A 16,009-nucleotide genomic window follows, 5' to 3' on the forward strand; every position below is an offset into this window, starting at 1 on the left:
ACGTATCCGCGAGGGCCGTCACGTAAACCGTGGCGGCCCTTTTTCACCCTTGGATCACGCGTATCGACCGCCCGGCCCCTCGGTGCCGGCCGGGCGGCGGCGGGCGAGCTCCGCGTCGAACGCGAGGCCGAGCAGGATCGCCAGGTTCGAGAGCCACAGCCAGACCAGGAAGACGATGCCGCCGGCCAGGGTCCCGTACGTCTTGTTGTACGAGGCGAAATGGGCGACGTACACCGCGAAGCCGGCGGAGGCGATCAGCCACAGCAGCACCGCGAGGGCGCTGCCCGGACTCAGCCAGCGGAAGCCGGTGCCCCGGACGTCGGGCGCCCGCCGGAAGAGCAGGGTGATCATCAGGGCGACGAGGAGCAGCAGGACGGGCCACTTGGCGAGCGACCAGACGGTGAGCGCCGCCCGGCCCGCGCCGATCGCGTCGCCCGCCCGTTCGGCGAGCGGTCCGGTGAACACCACGATCAGCGCGTTGGCCGCGAACAGGGCCATCAGGGTCAGGGTGAGGAAGATCCGGAGCGGGGCCAGCTGCCATGCCGGGCGGCCTTCGGGGAGGCCGTGGACGGCGTTGGCGGCGCGGATGAACGCCGCCACGTAGCCCGAGGCCGACCAGATCGCGAGCACCAGGCCCGCGACCGCCATCGCGCCGCTGGTGCCGCCGCTGTCCCGCAGTTGGCGCACCGCGTCGCGCAGCAGGTCGCGCACCGGGCCCGGCGTCAGCTTCTGGAGGTCGTCGAGGACCGCGCTGGTCGCCGACTCCCCGATCACGCCCAGGAGCGAGACCAGCAGCAGGAGCGCGGGGAAGAACGAGAGGACGCCGTAGTACGTCAGGGCGGCGGCCCGGTCGGGCAGGCCGTCGTCCCGGAACCGGCTGCCGGTCCGCCGCAGGGCCGGCCACCAGGCGCGGGCGGACCGTTCGGGCCTTCGCCTTCGCCTTCGCGTGCGCCTGCCGAAGAGTGCCATGCACGGCGAGTCGACCGGTTCGGGCGGCGTATGCGCGGAGCCGTCGTGCGGAGTGCCGGGTCACGTCGGTGTACGTGGCCTTTCGGCCGTCGCGGTCGGTCGTCCTCGTGGGCGGCGGAGTCCGTGGCCGGCCGGTGCCTGTTCTTGGAGGTTCATCCAGACCGGGCGCCCGTGGAGCGCATCTGCGATGGATGACTGCCTCAACTTTTACAAATGCGAGGCGATCGCGCATATCTTGTCGCATATGCAGTCCTACACGATTGGGCAGGCCGCGCGTCTGCTCGGGGTCAGCCCCGACACCGCCCGCCGCTGGGCGGACGCCGGACGCGTCGCCACACACCGCGACGAGGCCGGGCGGCGGCTCATCGACGGCCGTGATCTGGCCGCGTTCTCCATCGAGGTCGGGCAGAACGGCGGGGGAGGCGACGAGGACGTCTCGTACACCTCCGCGCGCAACGCGTTCCCCGGCATCGTCACCGCCGTGAAACTCGGCGACGTCGCCGCGCAGGTGGAGATCCAGGCGGGTCCCCACCGCCTCGTCTCGCTGCTGACCAGAGAGGCCGTCGAGGAGCTCGGCCTGGAGGTCGGGATGCAGGCCACGGCCCGGGTGAAGTCCACGAGCGTGCACATCGACCGGGCTTGAGCGGTCGCCGACCCGACCGGTCGGCCGGCCCGGCCTTCCGTGCCCGGTCCGGAGCGGGTGCTTCGCCGTCCGTCCCCCGGCGACCCGCCTCCGTACATCCGTAGCTCCGTAACCGTATTTCCGTCGTCCGCCTTCCGCGAGGAGTCCCGTCCCATGTCCCCGAAGTTCCCCGCCCTGACCGCCCGCCGTGCCGCCGCCGCGGCCGTGACCGCCGCGCTGCTCGTCCCGCTCGCCGCCTGCGGCAACGACGACGACAACGCGGGCAAGAAGGACGGCGGTGACAAGGACGTGAACCTCACCGTCCTCGCCGCCGCCTCCCTCACCGACGTCTTCGACACCGCCAAGAAGGCGTACGAGAAGGAGCACCCGGGCACGAAGCTGACGATCTCCCCGGCCGGTTCGCAGGAGCTCGCCGCGCAGGTCAGGCAGGGCTCGCCCGCCGACGTCCTCGTCACCGCCGACACCAAGACCATGGACGGCCTCAAGGGCGAGACCGGCACCCCCACCGTCATCGCCAAGAACCGCCTCGTGATCGCCACCCGCGAGGGCAACCCCGACAAGGTCGAGAACCTCAAGGACCTGGCCGACCCCAAGCTCAAGGTCGTGCTCGCCGACGACGCCGTGCCGGTCGGGCGCTACAGCAAGCAGGTCCTCGACAAGCAGCACGTCGAGGTGAAGCCCGTCTCCAAGGAGGCGAACGTCCGCTCCGTGCTGAGCAAGGTCGAACTCGGCGAGGCCGACGCCGGCATCGTCTACAAGACGGACGCCGCCACCGCCCCCGACAAGGTCGACGCCGTCGAGATCCCCGACGAGCAGAACGCCGTGGCCGAGTACCCCGCCGCGACCCTCAAGGACTCCAAGAACAGCGACGCCGCCGCCGCGTTCGTGAAGTGGCTCAGCACGCCCGAGGCGCAGAAGATCCTGCGCGACGGGGGCTTCCAGAAGCCGTAGCCCGCACCGAGCCTTCGGGGGCCGCGCTCCCCGAAGGCGTACGGCAGCCGGGCGCCCGGCGCCTCCCCGCCACGGGCGCCCGGCCGTACGCGTCACCACCACCGATCCCGGGAACCCCGATGAGCAGAATCCGTCCCCGCACCCCCGGCCGCACCCGCCCGCCCGTGGCCCTCGCGCTGCCCGCCCTGCTCGCCGTGACGTTCCTGCTGCTGCCCCTGGTCGGCATCCTCGCCCGGACGGAATGGGCCGACCTCGGGACGCATCTGACCACGCCCGGCGTCACCCAGGCCCTGAAGCTGTCGCTGCTCGTGTCCTTCTGGGCGCTCGGCCTCTCGCTGCTGCTCGGGGTGCCGCTCGCCTGGCTGCTCGCGCGCGTCGACTTCCCCGGCAAGGCGCTCGTACGCTCCCTCGTGCTGCTGCCGATGGTGCTGCCGCCGACCGTCGGCGGCGTCGCGCTCCTGCTCGGGTTCGGGCGGCGCGGGCTGCTCGGGCCGTGGCTGGAGAACACCTTCGGGATCGTGCTGCCGTTCCACACCTCCGGCGCGGTGGTCGCGGCGACGTTCGTGGCCATGCCGTTCCTCGTGATCAGCCTGGAGGGCGCGCTGAGCGGGCTGCGGCCCGGCTACGAGGAGACGGCCGCGTCCCTGGGCGCCTCTCCGCTCCGGGTGTTCCTCACCGTCACCCTGCCGATGGTCGCGCCCGGCCTCGCCGCAGGGGCCGCGCTGACCTGGGCGCGGGCGCTCGGCGAGTTCGGGGCCACGATCACCTTCGCGGGCAACCTGCCCGGCACCACGCAGACCCTGCCGCTCCAGGTGTATCTGCTCCTCCAGGACTCGCCGGAGGCCGCGACCTCGCTGTCGCTGCTGCTGCTCGCCATCGCGATGGCCGTGCTCGTCGGGCTGCGGGGGCGGTGGACGGGCGGGGCGGGCGTCGGGGGCCGGGGGAGTGCGGGGGCTTCGGCGCGGGCCGACTCGGGCGGCGCGGTCGACTCGGACGGCCTGTCGGGTGCGGCCGGACCGGCCGACGCGGCGGGCGCTCCCGTCCCATCCGTCCCACCCGTCGCTCTGGGGGAATCCGTCCCCCTGGAGAAAACCGTCCCTCAGGAGAAGTGGGCCCTGCACGCCGACGTCACCGGCTACACCGAACTCACCCTCGACGCCGAACCCGGCACCACCATCGCCGTCGTCGGCCCCAACGGCGCGGGCAAGACCACCCTCCTGCGCGCCCTGCTCGGGCTGACCCCGCGCGCCCACGCCCGGCTGCGGCTCGGCGAACGGGACGTCACCGCACTGCCCCCGCACCGGCGCGGAGTCGCCTGGGTGCCGCAGGACGGTGCGCTCTTCCCGCACCTGAACGCGCTCGGCAACACCGCGTACGGACTGCGCGCGCAGGGAGTGCGCAGGGCCGAGGCCCGGCGGGCGGCACAGACGTGGCTCGACCGGCTCGGCGTCGGACACCTCGCGCACCGCAGGCCCGCGCAGCTGTCCGGAGGGCAGGCCCAGCGGGTCGCGCTGGCACGGGCGTTGGCGGCCCGGCCCCGGCTGCTGCTCCTGGACGAGCCGCTCGCCGCCCTCGACCAGACCACCCGCGCCCACGTCCGCCACACCCTGCGCCGTCACCTCGACGGGTTCGGCGGCGTCTGCCTGATCGTCACGCACGACCCCGTGGAGGCCGTCTCCCTGGCCACCCGGGTCCTCGTGCTCGACGAGGGGCGCACGCTGCAGGACGCGCCGCCCGCCGACGTCACCCGCCATCCGCGCTCGCCCTGGGTGGCGCGGATGCTCGGCCGCAACGCCTGGCCCGGCACGGCGGACGCCGACGGCACGCTCACGCTGGCGGGCGAGGGGCGCCTGGTCGTCGCCGATCCGCCGGCCGCCGGGGCGCGGGCGCTCGCCGTCATCGCGCCGGAGGCCGTCTCCGTGCACCGCGAGAAGCCGGAGGGCAGCCCGCGCAACGTATGGCCCGGCACGGTACGCGAGATCACCACCGCGGGCAGCAGGCTGCGGGTCCTGATCACCTCGGAGGAGGCACCGGACCTGGTCGCCGAGATCACCCCACAGGCGGCGCTCGAACTCGGTCTCGCGGACGGGGCGGAGGTCTGGACGAGCGTGAAGGCGACGGAGGTCTCGGTGGTGGCGCTCTGAGACCGGGCGGCTAGGCCTCGCGGGTCAGGTCGTAGCAGTCCATTCCCTCGATCATCAGGATGTCCAGCTCGGGGTGGACCGTGAGGGTCAGGGTGTAGTGGGTCGAGGGGCAGCGGAGGAAGGCGACGGCGGACTCGGTGAGCCGGACCCTGCCGTTGCCCAGGTCGGTGATGCCCTCCGGGGCGGGGACCTCGGCGAGCCACGCCGCGCGTTCCTCTCCCAGGTCGGCCGTGTAGGTCGAGGCGACACCCGACGAGATCTCGGCGCGGCGCAGGACGTCGTCGTACGAGGCCAGGCTGAGGATGTCGCCGACGTGGTCCTGGAAGGTCAGCCAGGACAGGCACTCCGACTCCTGCACCTCGTAGCTCTTGTCGGGCCTGCGTACGCGGTAGCGGATGACCGCCCCGCTGGGGCGCCCCAGCACGACGCGGCCGATCTCGAACCCCTCCGGGCTGCCGTCCGCCACGCACACCAGGACGGTTCCCCCGCCGCCGATCGGTCTCAGGAAGAGCTTGCGGCGCTCCAGTACTTCCTTGAACGACCGGTCGAGCTTCGGTGGGCGCACGCGTTCCTCCCGGCTGCGGTGGCACGGTGGGTGCTCGGGCGCCGTACGGCCGAGCGTCCTCGTGGGCACTCCGCCCCGGCGCACCGTCGAATGACTGTACTCGGTCATTCGTGGGGCGGGTATGGGGCGAGCGCGGGGAGGCGGCGGCCTAGAGCGGCGCCTGCCACGTCACGGTGGTGCCCGCCTCCACGCCGTCCGTGGCCCCGTCGTCGTACACCGTCAGGCGCACCCCTTCCCGGCCGTCCGGCAGCGTCGTCCGGGCGTCGACCGTCACGTCGACGCGGGTGACGCCGGTCCGGCGCGACGTGGCGGCCAGGGCGCGGCGCAGCGCGGCCAGGAGGTGCCCGGCGGCCGGGTCCGCGATCCGGTTGTCGACGGGTCCCGCGAAGTGCACCGAGGGCTGGACGCCGAGGACCGCGCCCGCGCCGGCCGTCTCGCGCAGGACCTTGCCGCGGAAGGTGGCCGGGGCGTCGGCGGGCGGCTGCTGGAGCGCGAAGATGGCGGTGCGGACCTCCTGGATGGTCGACTCCAGCTCGTCGACGGCGTGGTCGAGCGTGGTCTGCACCTTGGCCGACCGGGCCCTGCGGCGGGTCGATTCGAGCATCATGCCGGTCGCGAAGAGCCGCTGGACGACGAGGTCGTGCAGATCGCGGGCGATGCGGTCGCGGTCCTCGAACACGGCGAGGCGCTGCCGGCTCTGCTGGGCGTCGGCGAGCACGAGCGCGAGGGCGGCCTGCGAGGCGAACTGCGTGGCGAGCAGGCGTTCGGCGGCGGTGTAGGCGGGCGCGCCACGGCGGCGGGGCAGGGCGAGCGTGCCGATGAGCCGCCCGCCGGCCTGGAGGGGCAGCATCATGCTCGGGCCGAAGCGCACGCGTACGTGTGTGGTCATGCGGGGGTCGGTCGCCGAGTCCTCGATGAACACCGGCTCACCGCCGAGGAGCTGGGTCAGGACGGCGCTGCCGGGCTCGATGGTGGTGCCGATGAGGTCGTTGGGGGTGGGGTGGTTGGAAGTGGGCTTGGGCGCGGGGGTGGGAGTGGGGGCGTGGGGGTGTGAGGGTGGGAGCGGGCGGCTGTCCGTGCTCTGCCCGCCCCGTTCACTCTGCCCGCTCTGCCCGCCCTGTCCGTCCCGGCGCCCCGCCGACGTCCCCCACCCGTGCGGTGCCCCGTCCGTGGCGGCGGCGACGATGCTCATGCCGCCCGCCTTCGTGGGCTGGAGGATCACGCCCGCCGCCGCGCCCGCGAGGATTCTCGCGCGGTCCGCGACCGTCATCAGCGCGTCGGCCGCCTCCTCGCCCGTGAGGAGGGCCGTGGTGACCGCCGCCGCGCCCTCGATCCAGCGTTCGCGCTGGCGGGCCGCCTCGAAGAGGCGGGCGTTGCCGATCGCGATGCCCGCCTGGCTCGCCAGGACCCGCAGGAGCTGGCGGTCCTCGTCGGTGAAGGGACCGTCCGGCTTTCCGGCGAGCCGCAGGTCGCCGAATGCCTCGTCGTGGACGCGGATCGGTACGTCGATGGCGTCGCCGTCCGTCTCCGGGCGAGCCGGTGGACGGCCGTCGGGGTGGCCGTCGAGGTGGCGACCGGGGCCGCCCGCCACGAACAGTTCACCCGGTGACGTTCCCGGTCCCGGTCCGTCCGGGCCGGGACCGGTGTGGGTACGGGTATCGGTACCCGTACCCGTACCCACACCGTGGACGGTGAGCGTGCCGTGGCGCGCCCCGGTCAGCCGGGCCGCGCTGTCCACGATGTGCTGGAGCGTGGCGCGGAGTTCGAGGTCGGTGCCGACCGCGAGGACCGCCTCCAGCAGCGGCATCGAGGGCAGCGGCTTCGAGGACAGCGGGGCGTCTGCTCCTTCGGGCATCTCGGTGACGTGCTCCGTGTCGTGGTGCGGTGGCGTGGTGCGCGGGTCAGCCGGACAGCGGGTCCAGGACCAGCGGTTGGATCTTGCCCTCCAGCATCGCACCGAGGCCGAGAACAGCGCACACATCAGGCCGTTCCGCGATATGTACGGGCATTCCGGTCGCGTCCCGGAGCATCTGGTCGAGCCCCGGCAGGAGCGCGCTGCCGCCGACCATCATGATGCCGCGGTCCGCGAGGTCGGCCACCAGGTCCGGCGGGCAGTCGCGCAGCACCTTGCCGATGCCGTCGAGCACGGCCGTGAGCGGGGTGTGGATCGCGTCGCGCACCGCCGCCGTGTCCACGTGGACCGAGCGGGCCAGGCCGGTCGCCACGTCCCTGCCGTGGATCTCCGTGGACTCCGGGCCGTGCGGGGTGAGGCCGTTCCCGCTCAGGGCGAGCTGGAGGGGGCGCACGGACTGCGAGGGCAGCATCAACTCGTGCTGGTGGCGCAGGTGCTGGACGATCGCGTGGTCGATGGCCTCGCCGCCCACCGGGATGCGTTCGGCGGTCACGATCGAGCCCAGGGAGAGCACCGCGACCTGGGTCGTGGCGGCGCCGCAGACCAGGATCATCGTCGCCTCGGGCCGCTCCACGGGCAGTCCGCAGCCGACCGCGGCCGCGATGAGCGTGTCCACCAGTTCCACGCGGCGCGCCCCGAGGCCGACCAGCGTCTCGACGGCGGCGCGCTGCGCCAGCGGGTCGGCGTCGTGCGGGGTGCAGGCGGCGGCGCGCAGCCGCGGCTTGCGGCGCAGGGCGCGGCGGAGCTTCTCGCCGAGCAGGTGGCGCAGCATGCGCTGGGCCATCTCGATGTCGACGACGGTGCCGCCGGAGACGGGCCGGACGACCCTGATGTAGCCGGGCGTACGGCCCGTCATCTGCTCGGCGAACTGCCCGACGGCGATGAGCGCGCCGGTGCGGGTGTTCACGGCGGCGGCGCTCGGCTCGTCGACGACGAGTCCGGAGCCCTTCACGAAGACCCGGGTCCGCGCGGCCCCCAGGTCGACGGCGATATGGCAGCGGCGCAACTGCTCCAGACTGACGGTCATGGCAGATCCTCCCGAGAGCGCAGACCGTACGGACCGTCGGACGGCGGTCCTGTCTCGCATCGTGCGGTGGGCGCGGACGGCGCGCTCGCTGAGCTGAGCCGGGCGGGGTGCCGCCGCACGGGTGGTGTTCGCGGAGTCGCAGGCAGTGCGGTGGTTCCAGTGGACCCGGAGGCCTCGCCGCCGAAAAGGCGCATACTCGCCGATCTGGCGGCTTTGTGTGACTCGTTCGGACCCGGGAGGGGAGGAACGGGGCGTTCAGCCGACGTGGTCGGCCAGGCCCGTCAGTTCCGACAGGGAATTGACGGTGCGTAGGGCCCCGGCGTCGAGCAGTCGCTCGCGCCGCCGTTCGTCGGCGGCGAGCCCGACGAACGGAACGCCGAGCGTGCCCGCCGCGGCCGCCTCCTGGGCGAGGGCGCCGACCATCAGGCAGCGGTCCGGGGGCGTGTCCAGCCGCTCCAGCGCGCGGCCCAGGCAGTCCGCTTCCGGCAGCAGGCGGAGGTGGTCGTGGTCGCGGCCGTGGATGCCGCCCCCGGGGAGCGGCAGTTTGCGGGCGGCCAGATATGCGGACACGGCGCGCGGCGAGACGTCGGTGGCGACGGCGACGCGCTCCCCGATCGGCGAGCGGGCCAGCTCGCGCAGCAGCGCCGAGGAGTGGGGGACGGGACGGGCGGCCTGCGCGGCGGGTGTCTCCAGTTCCTCCAGGAGGACGCTCATGTCGTGCGCGATCGGGCCGTGCTCCTGGACGTAGGCGCGCAGCACGTCGAGCGGGTGGTACGTCCCCGGGTTCTCGGAGCCGGGGCCGCCCGGCACCGCCGGCGGCGCGGCCTCGCCGGCCAGCGCGGCGTCCACGTCGCGCCGCTCCACGGCCAGCGCGGCGAGCCTGCGGGCGGCGTCGGAGGACGCCGTGCCCGGGAAGAGACGGGTGAGGGTGCCGTCGAAGCCGAGGATCACGGCGCTCGGCACGGAGAGGGCCGAACCGAACGCGATCGAGTGGTACCAGTCGTCGGAGTGCGGCACCCGCTCGAAGCGGACGGTGCCGAAGCGTCCGGAGCGTACGAGATCGTCGTGGAGGTCGTCGGAGACGATGACGACGGCCTGCCGGGTGCTCGTGCCGCTCAGCAGGCGCCGGCGTTCGGCGGACGGCTCCATGACGGGCGCTGTCCGGTCCGGGTCGCGGGTGAGGGTGACCGCGGCCCCGAAGGGCGCCATCTCCAGCAGGGCGCGCGGCAGTTCCCGCAGGACGACGGTCAGGACCTGAAGGGCGTGGACCTCGGCCGCGACGGTCACGTCCCAGCCCCGGGCGCGGGGCGACAGGGTGAACTGCTCGGGCCCGATGCCGCCGTGGACGAGGAACCGCGAGAGCACCTCGCCCAGGTCGCGCAGGGCGGCGGCGGTGGGGGTGGAGCGGGTCAGGAGGTCGAAGGCGAGGGAGGTCCGGGTGGGAGCGGTCGTCTCTGGCTCGTTCTGTGCGGTGTCGAGCGAGGCGAGGTCGACGGCGGGGCGCGCCTCGTGGGGGGCGAGCGTCTCGTCGTCGGCGTGCGGGAACTCCTGGAGCAGTTCCTGGAGTTCGACGGGATCGGGCCCCGGCTCGTTCTCACGCGCCATGAGCTCTCGCCGCATGCGCTCCAAGGACCGCCGAAGCTCGCGGATGTCCGTGCGGGCGGTCTCGGCCGCCGGGCCGGGGACGCCCGCCAGGGGCTCGCCGTACCAGAGGTCGAGGGCGGCCCGGACGAGGCGGAGGGCGGTCTCGATGTCGTCCTCGCGGCGCGCCTCCTCCGCGTGATCGGCGAGCCTGCGGCACCGGAACAGGTCGACGTCGTCCGCGCCTGCCTGGAGCAGCAGGGCGTGCGATCCCGCCGCCCGCACGGAGTCGGGCCCCAGCGCGTTGCGCAGCCGGGAGGCGTAGGCGTCGATGAGGCGGCGCGCGTCCTTGGGTGCGGCGGAGCCCCACAGGCCGTCGACCAGTTCGTTGTAGGTCACCCCGCGCTCCTGGAGCAGGAGCATGCACAGCAGCGCCTGCTCCTGCCCGGAGCCGGTGGCCAGCGGACGCCCGTCGTGGCGGACGGCGAGCGGTCCGAGCAGGGAGTAGTGGCGGTCGTAGGCCGGCTCGGGGTCGAGGCGGGCGAGGCGCGCGGCGCCGCGCCGCTGGGCCTCGGGGTCGTCGGACAGGAGGCCGTTGACGGCATCCCGCAGCGTCCACTGCAGCTCGTCGGAGAGATCCAGGCCGGCCAGGCTCATGGTGAGCTGCTGCGACCCGGGATACCAGGTCCCCCCGTACATCTCGCGGATGAGATGCCCGAGGTCCCGGCGGTCCTCCTCGCGGCTCGTGGTGTCGAAGGCCTTGATGTCGAGGCCGGTCAGCAGCGGGCCGAGCGGCGTGACGACGACGTTCGAGGGGCGTACGGCGCCGTGGGCGATGCCGTCGGCGTGCAGGGCGGTCACCGCGGCGGCCAGCGGAGCGACGAGAGGCAGGAGCTCGGAGTCGGGGAGGCGGTCCGGCGAACGCCCGATCAGCCGGTCCAGGCTCCGTCCCTCGACGAAGTCCTGGACCAGATAGGGGGTTTCGTCCTCCACGCCGTAGTCGCGGACGGCGGCGACGTTCGGGTGGCGCACCTGGGTGAGCCGGTGCGCGATGCCGGTGAAGGCGGTCCTCAGCCACGGCGCCGGACGCGGGTAGGTCCGCACGAGTACGTTCTCGTCGCCCTGCCACCTGTCCCGCGCGAGCCACCGCGACGGCTCCGATCCGACCGGCCGGTCCAGCCGGTAGCGGCCCGCGAGCAGTCCGGAGGTGCCGCCGAGGCGGTGCACGCTCTCCTGGCTCACCGTCGCGAACGGCTCGGCTTCCAGGGCCGGTTCGTCCGCCCCGTCCGCGCGGTGCGGGCCGTCGGCACGGTGCGGGCCGTCGGCGCCCACGCGGGCGCCCGCCCGCAGCTCGCCGGGCGCCGCCCCCGCCCTGTCGTCGATCAGCCCGCCCACCTGGGCCAGGAACCGGCGGGTGCGGCCGCGCGCGGTGCGGGGCAGGCTGCGGAGCAGGACGTCGCGCACACCGTCGCGGAACGCGTACGCGCCCGGCGGTCCGTCCGGTACGCCGGTGAGCATCCCGCTGAGGATCACCTCGGCCAGGTGCTGGGGGCGCGGGCGCTCCTCGACGGCAGCGTGGACCAGACGCATGACCGGCAGGTGCGGTGTCCCCATGGCCAGGTGTCCGGCGAGGCGGAACGCCTCGGGGGAGGCCGTGGAGCGGAAGCGCAGCACGATCGACTCGGCGGAGAGCAGGGCCACGTTCTCGCGCTCCGACGGGTCCGTCGGAGCCGGGGAGTGCCCCAACCACCCGACGGCCCCCGGAAATTGCGTGCCTCCCGGATCCGCGACGAGGGACGCCCAGTGCGACAGCCAGGTCGGGCCGGGCTCCAGTACGGGCAGCGGCACGGCGTCGTCCGCCGGGCGCGGCCGGGTGTCGTACGGCGTGAAGCAGAGCGCGCCGGAGGGGGCGGCGGCGCGCGGGGCGTGGAGCAGGCCCGGTTCCGCGGGCAGGGCGGTGGTGCGCCACAGGCGTTCGGGCAGCGGCTGCACGACGGCCAGCGGCATGCGCTCCGCCCAGCGGCGCAGCGTGCGGTACCAGCGCTCGCCCGGTGCGCCTTCCCGCCATTGCGGGCCCATGCAGTCGCTGATGAGCAGGGTCACCGTGCGGCCGTCGGCGGACGCGGCGGCGGCCTGGGCGGGGACCGTGCCGTCCGGCCGTGCCGCGTGGAGTTCCACGGTGCGGAAGACACCGGACTGGGCGAAGGTCGTGTGCAGCTCGTGGACCAAGGGCCGCCACATGGGCATCGTGGTCCCGGTGTCGTACACGAGGCACAGCCGCAGCCAGCGTTCCCGGGCCGGCCGCATGACCGGCAGCCAGCCGTCCGGCCGGGCGCCCAGGCGGGCGATGCGGTGCGCCGTCGCCTCCTCGTCGAGGACCTGTCCGCTCGGCGAGGGCACCTGCCGCTTGAGCGGGCGCAGGGCGCGCTGCAGCGCGAGGGGGTGGCGCACCATCGGGGGGACGGGGACGCGCAGCAGACGGACGCCGCTCCCGGCCGGGGGCGGCGTCGGCGGTGCGGGGGCGGGCGGGCCGGAGGGCTGGTCCGAGGGCGTGTGCCGGGGCGACGACGCGGATGCCCCGGCGCCGGCGGACAGGTGGAGGGGTACGCGGCCGTCGGGGGAGGCGTCGTCGGCGGACGGCGCGGGCCGGTCCGGAGCCGGAGCCCGGTGTGCGGTGTCCCCGGGCGGCTCGGGCCCTTCGGGTGCGGTCGGCTGCGGTGCGCCGACGAGCGGATCCTGATCCGCGGGCGGCGCCATGTGCCGGGCCAGCCACAGCAGTTCGGCCACCTCGGCCGCGGAGAGGCGCTCCCCGCCCGTGGCCCCGGCCAGGAGGCCGGCCAGTGCCTCGACCGGCCCTTGGGGCCCCGCCGGGTCAGAGCGCATCCTGGCCCGGGTCCCTCAGCTGGGTCAGGTAGGGCATGAGCTGGTGGGCCAGTTCGTCGCGCGAGGCGGCGTCGATGCCCGCGGCGCCGGTCAGGTAGATGGCGTTGAGCAGCTGGTCGGTGGCGAGCTCGCCACCGCTGCCGCGCTCCAGGAACCGGGTGATCAGGCCGCGCGCGTAGGCATCGGGTTCACCGAGGTGCGCGCGCACGATGTCCTCCAGGTGGTCGCCCTGGGGCTGCCGCAGCTGGAGGGTGACGCAGCGGCGCAGGAAGGCGGGCGGGAACTCGCGCTCGCCGTTGCTGGTGAGGACGACGAAGGGGAAGGCGCGGCAGCGGACCCGGCCGCGCGTGACGGTGACCGGCTCGTCCGAGCCGTCCGCCGGCAGGTCCGCCGTCGGCGTGTGCCGGGCGACGCGCACCAGCTCGGGGATCTCGTACTGGCCCTCCTCCAGGATGTTCAGGAGGTCGTTGGGCAGGTCCAGGTCGCTCTTGTCGATCTCGTCGATCAGCAGGGCGCGGGGGCGCGTGTAGGGCAGCAGGGCGGTGCCCAGGGGGCCCAGGCGCAGGTGGTCCTCGACGCCCGACCGGTCCTGCGGCTCCGCGCCGCTCGCACCGTCCCGGGCGTCGCGCGCGCCGCCCTTCGCCCCGTCCCTCGCGGCGTACAGCCGGGACAGCGGGTCGTACTGGTAGAGGCCGTCGTGCAGGGTGCTGCGGCTGGTGATGTTCCAGCGCAGGACGGGGCCGAGGGCCAGCTCCCGGGCGACCGCGTACGCGAGGCTCGACTTGCCGCTGCCCGGCGGGCCCGTCACCAGGAGCGGACGCCTCAAATAGAGCGCCGCGTTGACCAGTTGGACGCTCTGGTCGGTGGGCCGGTACGTCACCGCGCGGTGCGCCCGGTCCGGCGACGTGGTCGCGTCGTCGTCCGCGGGAGTGGCCAGCTCGGGTCCGCCGTCGAAGGCGCGCCACGGCGGGGGCGGAGGCAGCTCGGTGATGCCGTCGTGCGGCTCGCTGTTTCCGGTGTAGACGGGCCACAGGGACATGCGTTCTCTCCGTAGGGTGCGGCGCTCAGGCGACGGGGGAGTGCAGATGGGCTGCCGTGTCGGGGAAACAGCGGGGGTCGTCCCACAGGAGCTGCACGTCCCTGGCCCAGTGCTTCTCCGGCTCGTCCGCCGCGTCGGCCATCTCGCGCAGGGTCAGGACGTGGCGGGGCAGTTCGGCGGGCGGCAGCGTGGCGAGGTGGGCGTCGAGCGCGTCCAGGAACGCCGTTCCCGTGCAGTGGCCGCGGTGGTCGGCCGCCGCGGTGCCGTCGGTTGTTCCCTCGCAGCCGGCGCGTGGCCACATCAGGACGGGGACCGGGGCGTTCAGCGACGCCTCGAAGTGCGCTCTGACGTGGTCGGCCCTGGGCGGGGCGGTGAAGCCCGCCAGGTGGGCCCCGTCCTGCCGCAGCCGGAACCGCAGGCTGCTCGGCTTCTCGCCGGTCCCGCACTCGACGCGGTGCAGGGCCGTCCGGTCCAGGCCGTCCAGCTTCTGCCAGGTGCGGGAGAGCTGGTGGCGCAGGCCGCCGGTGCGCCGCGACCGGTCGGTGACGACCAAGGGGTAGGAGCAGCCGAGCGGGGTGGGGTCGTCGGCGCTGCGCTGCCAGTGGGCCACGGGTTCGTTCAGCCAGTCCCGGGGCAGCGCGAACGCGATCAACTCGTCTGCGTCGGAGCCGAGTTGCCAGAAGGCCTCGTCGATGCGCCGCTGCACGTACTCCCGCACCTCCTCGCGCCGGAGCGTGCGCGAGCCCACGGGATGGCGGTGGCCCTCGCGGTACGCGGACACCGTCACGAGGACCTGGTCGCCGCCGGCGCCGCTGTGGTCGATCTCGACGAGGATGGGGGACCAGGCCGGTGCCGCCGCCGTGGGCGCGGGCGGCGCGGCCGGGGTGTCGAGGAGGTCGGCGAGCCGGTCGGTGAAGCGGGTCAGGGCGTCGGGGTCGTCGATCTCCCAGAGCACGTACCAGGCCGCGGACCACAGGGACGAGAACCCCCGGGGCGGCACGGGCGGCCCGAACGGTCCCGCGGCCTCGAGGTAGAGCCGCTCCGCCTCACGGGCGAGGCCGGAGTCGGCCGCCTTCTCCACGAGTTCGCGCAGCCGCTCCTTGGCCGTGGCCGGGTGGCCCGGCGTGGGGATCAGCTCGCCGAGCCGCGGCCAGTAGCGGGCCATGACGGAGAGCGGCAGCATCCGTCCGTTGCGCACGCCGGACGCGCCGGCCGCCGCGGCGACCATGCCCACGACCCGGCCGCTGTCGGCGCGGGTCACCGCAGCGCCGCTGAAGCCCGGGGCCAGCGACTGGCCGTGGGCGTTCCAGGCCTCCAGCTGGATCCACTCGTCGGCGATCAACTGGTCTGCCGTGGAACGGTATTCGGCGAGGGTGCCCTCGTCGTAGCCCCGGGGGAAGCCGTAGGCGAGGAGGCGGGGGCGCGGCTCGCCGTACGCGTCCTCGGGCGCGGCGAACCGGGCCGGTGCGATCGGCACCGCCCGGTCCAGTTCGAGGACGGCGAGGTCGCCGGAGTCGTCGCCCCTGCCGTCCCAGCCGCCGTGGACGTGGACGCGGGCCCCGACGGCGCCGAGGTCCTTGTGGTGGGGGAAGGACACGGTGACCGCCGCGTCGCCGCCGTCCCGCACCACGTGCGCGCAGGTCAGGAGCCGTCGATCGGACACCAGGAAACCCGCCCCCACTTCCCGCCCGCACTCGACGCGGGCGTGCCAGGACGTGCTGCTCATGAGGCGGTGGTGGGCTCCGGTGACGGCGCCGCGGGGGTGGCGGGTTCGGGGGTCGACGGGCCCGGCGTCCACGTCAGCCGCACCGCGAGATGCCCCTCCGCCTGCCCCTTCACGATCACGGCGCCCGCCTCCGCGGACATCCGTACGCCGAACTCGATCTCGACCGAGTCGGGGCGCAGGCTGCCCTCGCGGAACACGCGCAGCGCGGACTCGGCGGCCGCCCGCGCGCCGTCCAGGGACGCCTCGAAGGTGCGGGCCGCGCGGGCCGGTTCGTCGCCGCGGGAGACCAGGCGGGAGCCGGAGCCGGCGTCGTCCACGTCGGCTATGACGACGCGCGCGCCGTCGTCGGTCGTGAACTCCACCAAGCCGCCCATGGCGTACCCCCGTCGAACCGGTTGAACCGTGTACCGTGCCGTGCTCGCGCACCTGCCAACGGCATTGTTACGGAAGCTCCTTGTGACTGTCACCCGATCCTGTGTGACGGCCGGCCACTCCCGCGGGCCCGGGGCGGGGACCGTGCTGGCGGAAACGTGCCCTGGCGGCTTTCCGCCAGCTCCCGTCAACACCCC

11 protein-coding genes are annotated in these 16,009 nt (G+C 74.4%); 3 read left to right on the forward strand and 8 right to left on the reverse strand.

Translation table 11 applies throughout. The annotated features are described in order from the left end of the window. Nucleotides 1-54: 54 nt before the first annotated feature. Nucleotides 55-969 (reverse strand): YihY/virulence factor BrkB family protein, encoded by a 915-nt coding sequence (locus AB0L89_RS02350; protein WP_365132902.1) that lies wholly within the window; start codon nucleotides 967-969, stop codon nucleotides 55-57. Between the two features lie 244 nt (nucleotides 970-1,213). On the opposite strand from AB0L89_RS02350, the gene AB0L89_RS02355 reads away from it, so the two are divergent. From AB0L89_RS02355 to AB0L89_RS02365, 3 genes are all read left to right on the forward strand, one after another. Further along, the gene (locus AB0L89_RS02355; protein ID WP_365132905.1) at nucleotides 1,214-1,612 is read left to right on the forward strand and encodes a helix-turn-helix transcriptional regulator; all 399 of its coding nucleotides are present in this window, start codon (nucleotides 1,214-1,216) and stop codon (nucleotides 1,610-1,612) included. 153 nt (nucleotides 1,613-1,765) lie between these two features. Continuing rightward, nucleotides 1,766-2,563 carry a molybdate ABC transporter substrate-binding protein gene (gene modA, locus AB0L89_RS02360; protein WP_365132908.1) on the forward strand — a complete coding sequence of 266 codons (798 nt, stop codon included), beginning with the start codon at nucleotides 1,766-1,768 and terminating at the stop codon, nucleotides 2,561-2,563. Between the two features lie 119 nt (nucleotides 2,564-2,682). After that, on the forward strand, nucleotides 2,683-4,707 hold the full coding sequence (locus AB0L89_RS02365; protein ID WP_365132911.1) for an ABC transporter permease: 2,025 nt from the start codon (nucleotides 2,683-2,685) through the stop codon (nucleotides 4,705-4,707). Nucleotides 4,708-4,717: 10 nt separating this feature from the next. On the opposite strand, the gene AB0L89_RS02370 is transcribed toward AB0L89_RS02365, so the two are convergent. From AB0L89_RS02370 to AB0L89_RS02400, 7 genes are all read right to left on the reverse strand, one after another. Continuing rightward, complete coding sequence (locus AB0L89_RS02370; RefSeq protein ID WP_365132914.1) at nucleotides 4,718-5,272, reverse strand: hypothetical protein; 555 nt, start codon at nucleotides 5,270-5,272, stop codon at nucleotides 4,718-4,720. 148 nt (nucleotides 5,273-5,420) lie between these two features. Then, nucleotides 5,421-7,127: a GAF domain-containing protein gene (locus AB0L89_RS02375; RefSeq protein WP_365132917.1), complete on the reverse strand. Its 1,707-nt coding sequence runs from the start codon at nucleotides 7,125-7,127 to the stop codon at nucleotides 5,421-5,423. Nucleotides 7,128-7,173: 46 nt separating this feature from the next. After that, entirely contained in the window at nucleotides 7,174-8,211 is a 1,038-nt protein-coding gene (locus tag AB0L89_RS02380) for a rod shape-determining protein (protein WP_365132920.1), read from the reverse strand. A 255-nt stretch (nucleotides 8,212-8,466) separates the two neighbouring features. Next, a complete protein-coding gene (locus AB0L89_RS02385; protein WP_365132923.1) occupies nucleotides 8,467-12,675 on the reverse strand; it encodes an SAV_2336 N-terminal domain-related protein in 4,209 nt (1,402 codons plus the stop codon). Next, nucleotides 12,665-13,714, reverse strand: a complete 1,050-nt coding sequence (locus AB0L89_RS02390) for a MoxR family ATPase (protein WP_365132926.1) — start codon at nucleotides 13,712-13,714, stop codon at nucleotides 12,665-12,667. Before AB0L89_RS02390 ends, AB0L89_RS02385 begins: the two co-directional genes overlap by 11 nt. Nucleotides 13,715-13,739: 25 nt before the next feature. Continuing rightward, on the reverse strand, nucleotides 13,740-15,440 hold the full coding sequence (locus AB0L89_RS02395) for a trypsin-like peptidase domain-containing protein (protein WP_365132929.1): 1,701 nt from the start codon (nucleotides 15,438-15,440) through the stop codon (nucleotides 13,740-13,742). After that, a complete protein-coding gene (locus AB0L89_RS02400; protein ID WP_365132932.1) occupies nucleotides 15,437-15,814 on the reverse strand; it encodes a CU044_2847 family protein in 378 nt (125 codons plus the stop codon). Before AB0L89_RS02400 ends, AB0L89_RS02395 begins: the two co-directional genes overlap by 4 nt. Nucleotides 15,815-16,009: the final 195 nt, after the last annotated feature.

The sequence above is a fragment of the Streptomyces sp. NPDC052114 genome (assembly GCF_040680155.1).
Taxonomy (GTDB): Bacteria; Actinomycetota; Actinomycetes; order Streptomycetales; family Streptomycetaceae; genus Streptomyces.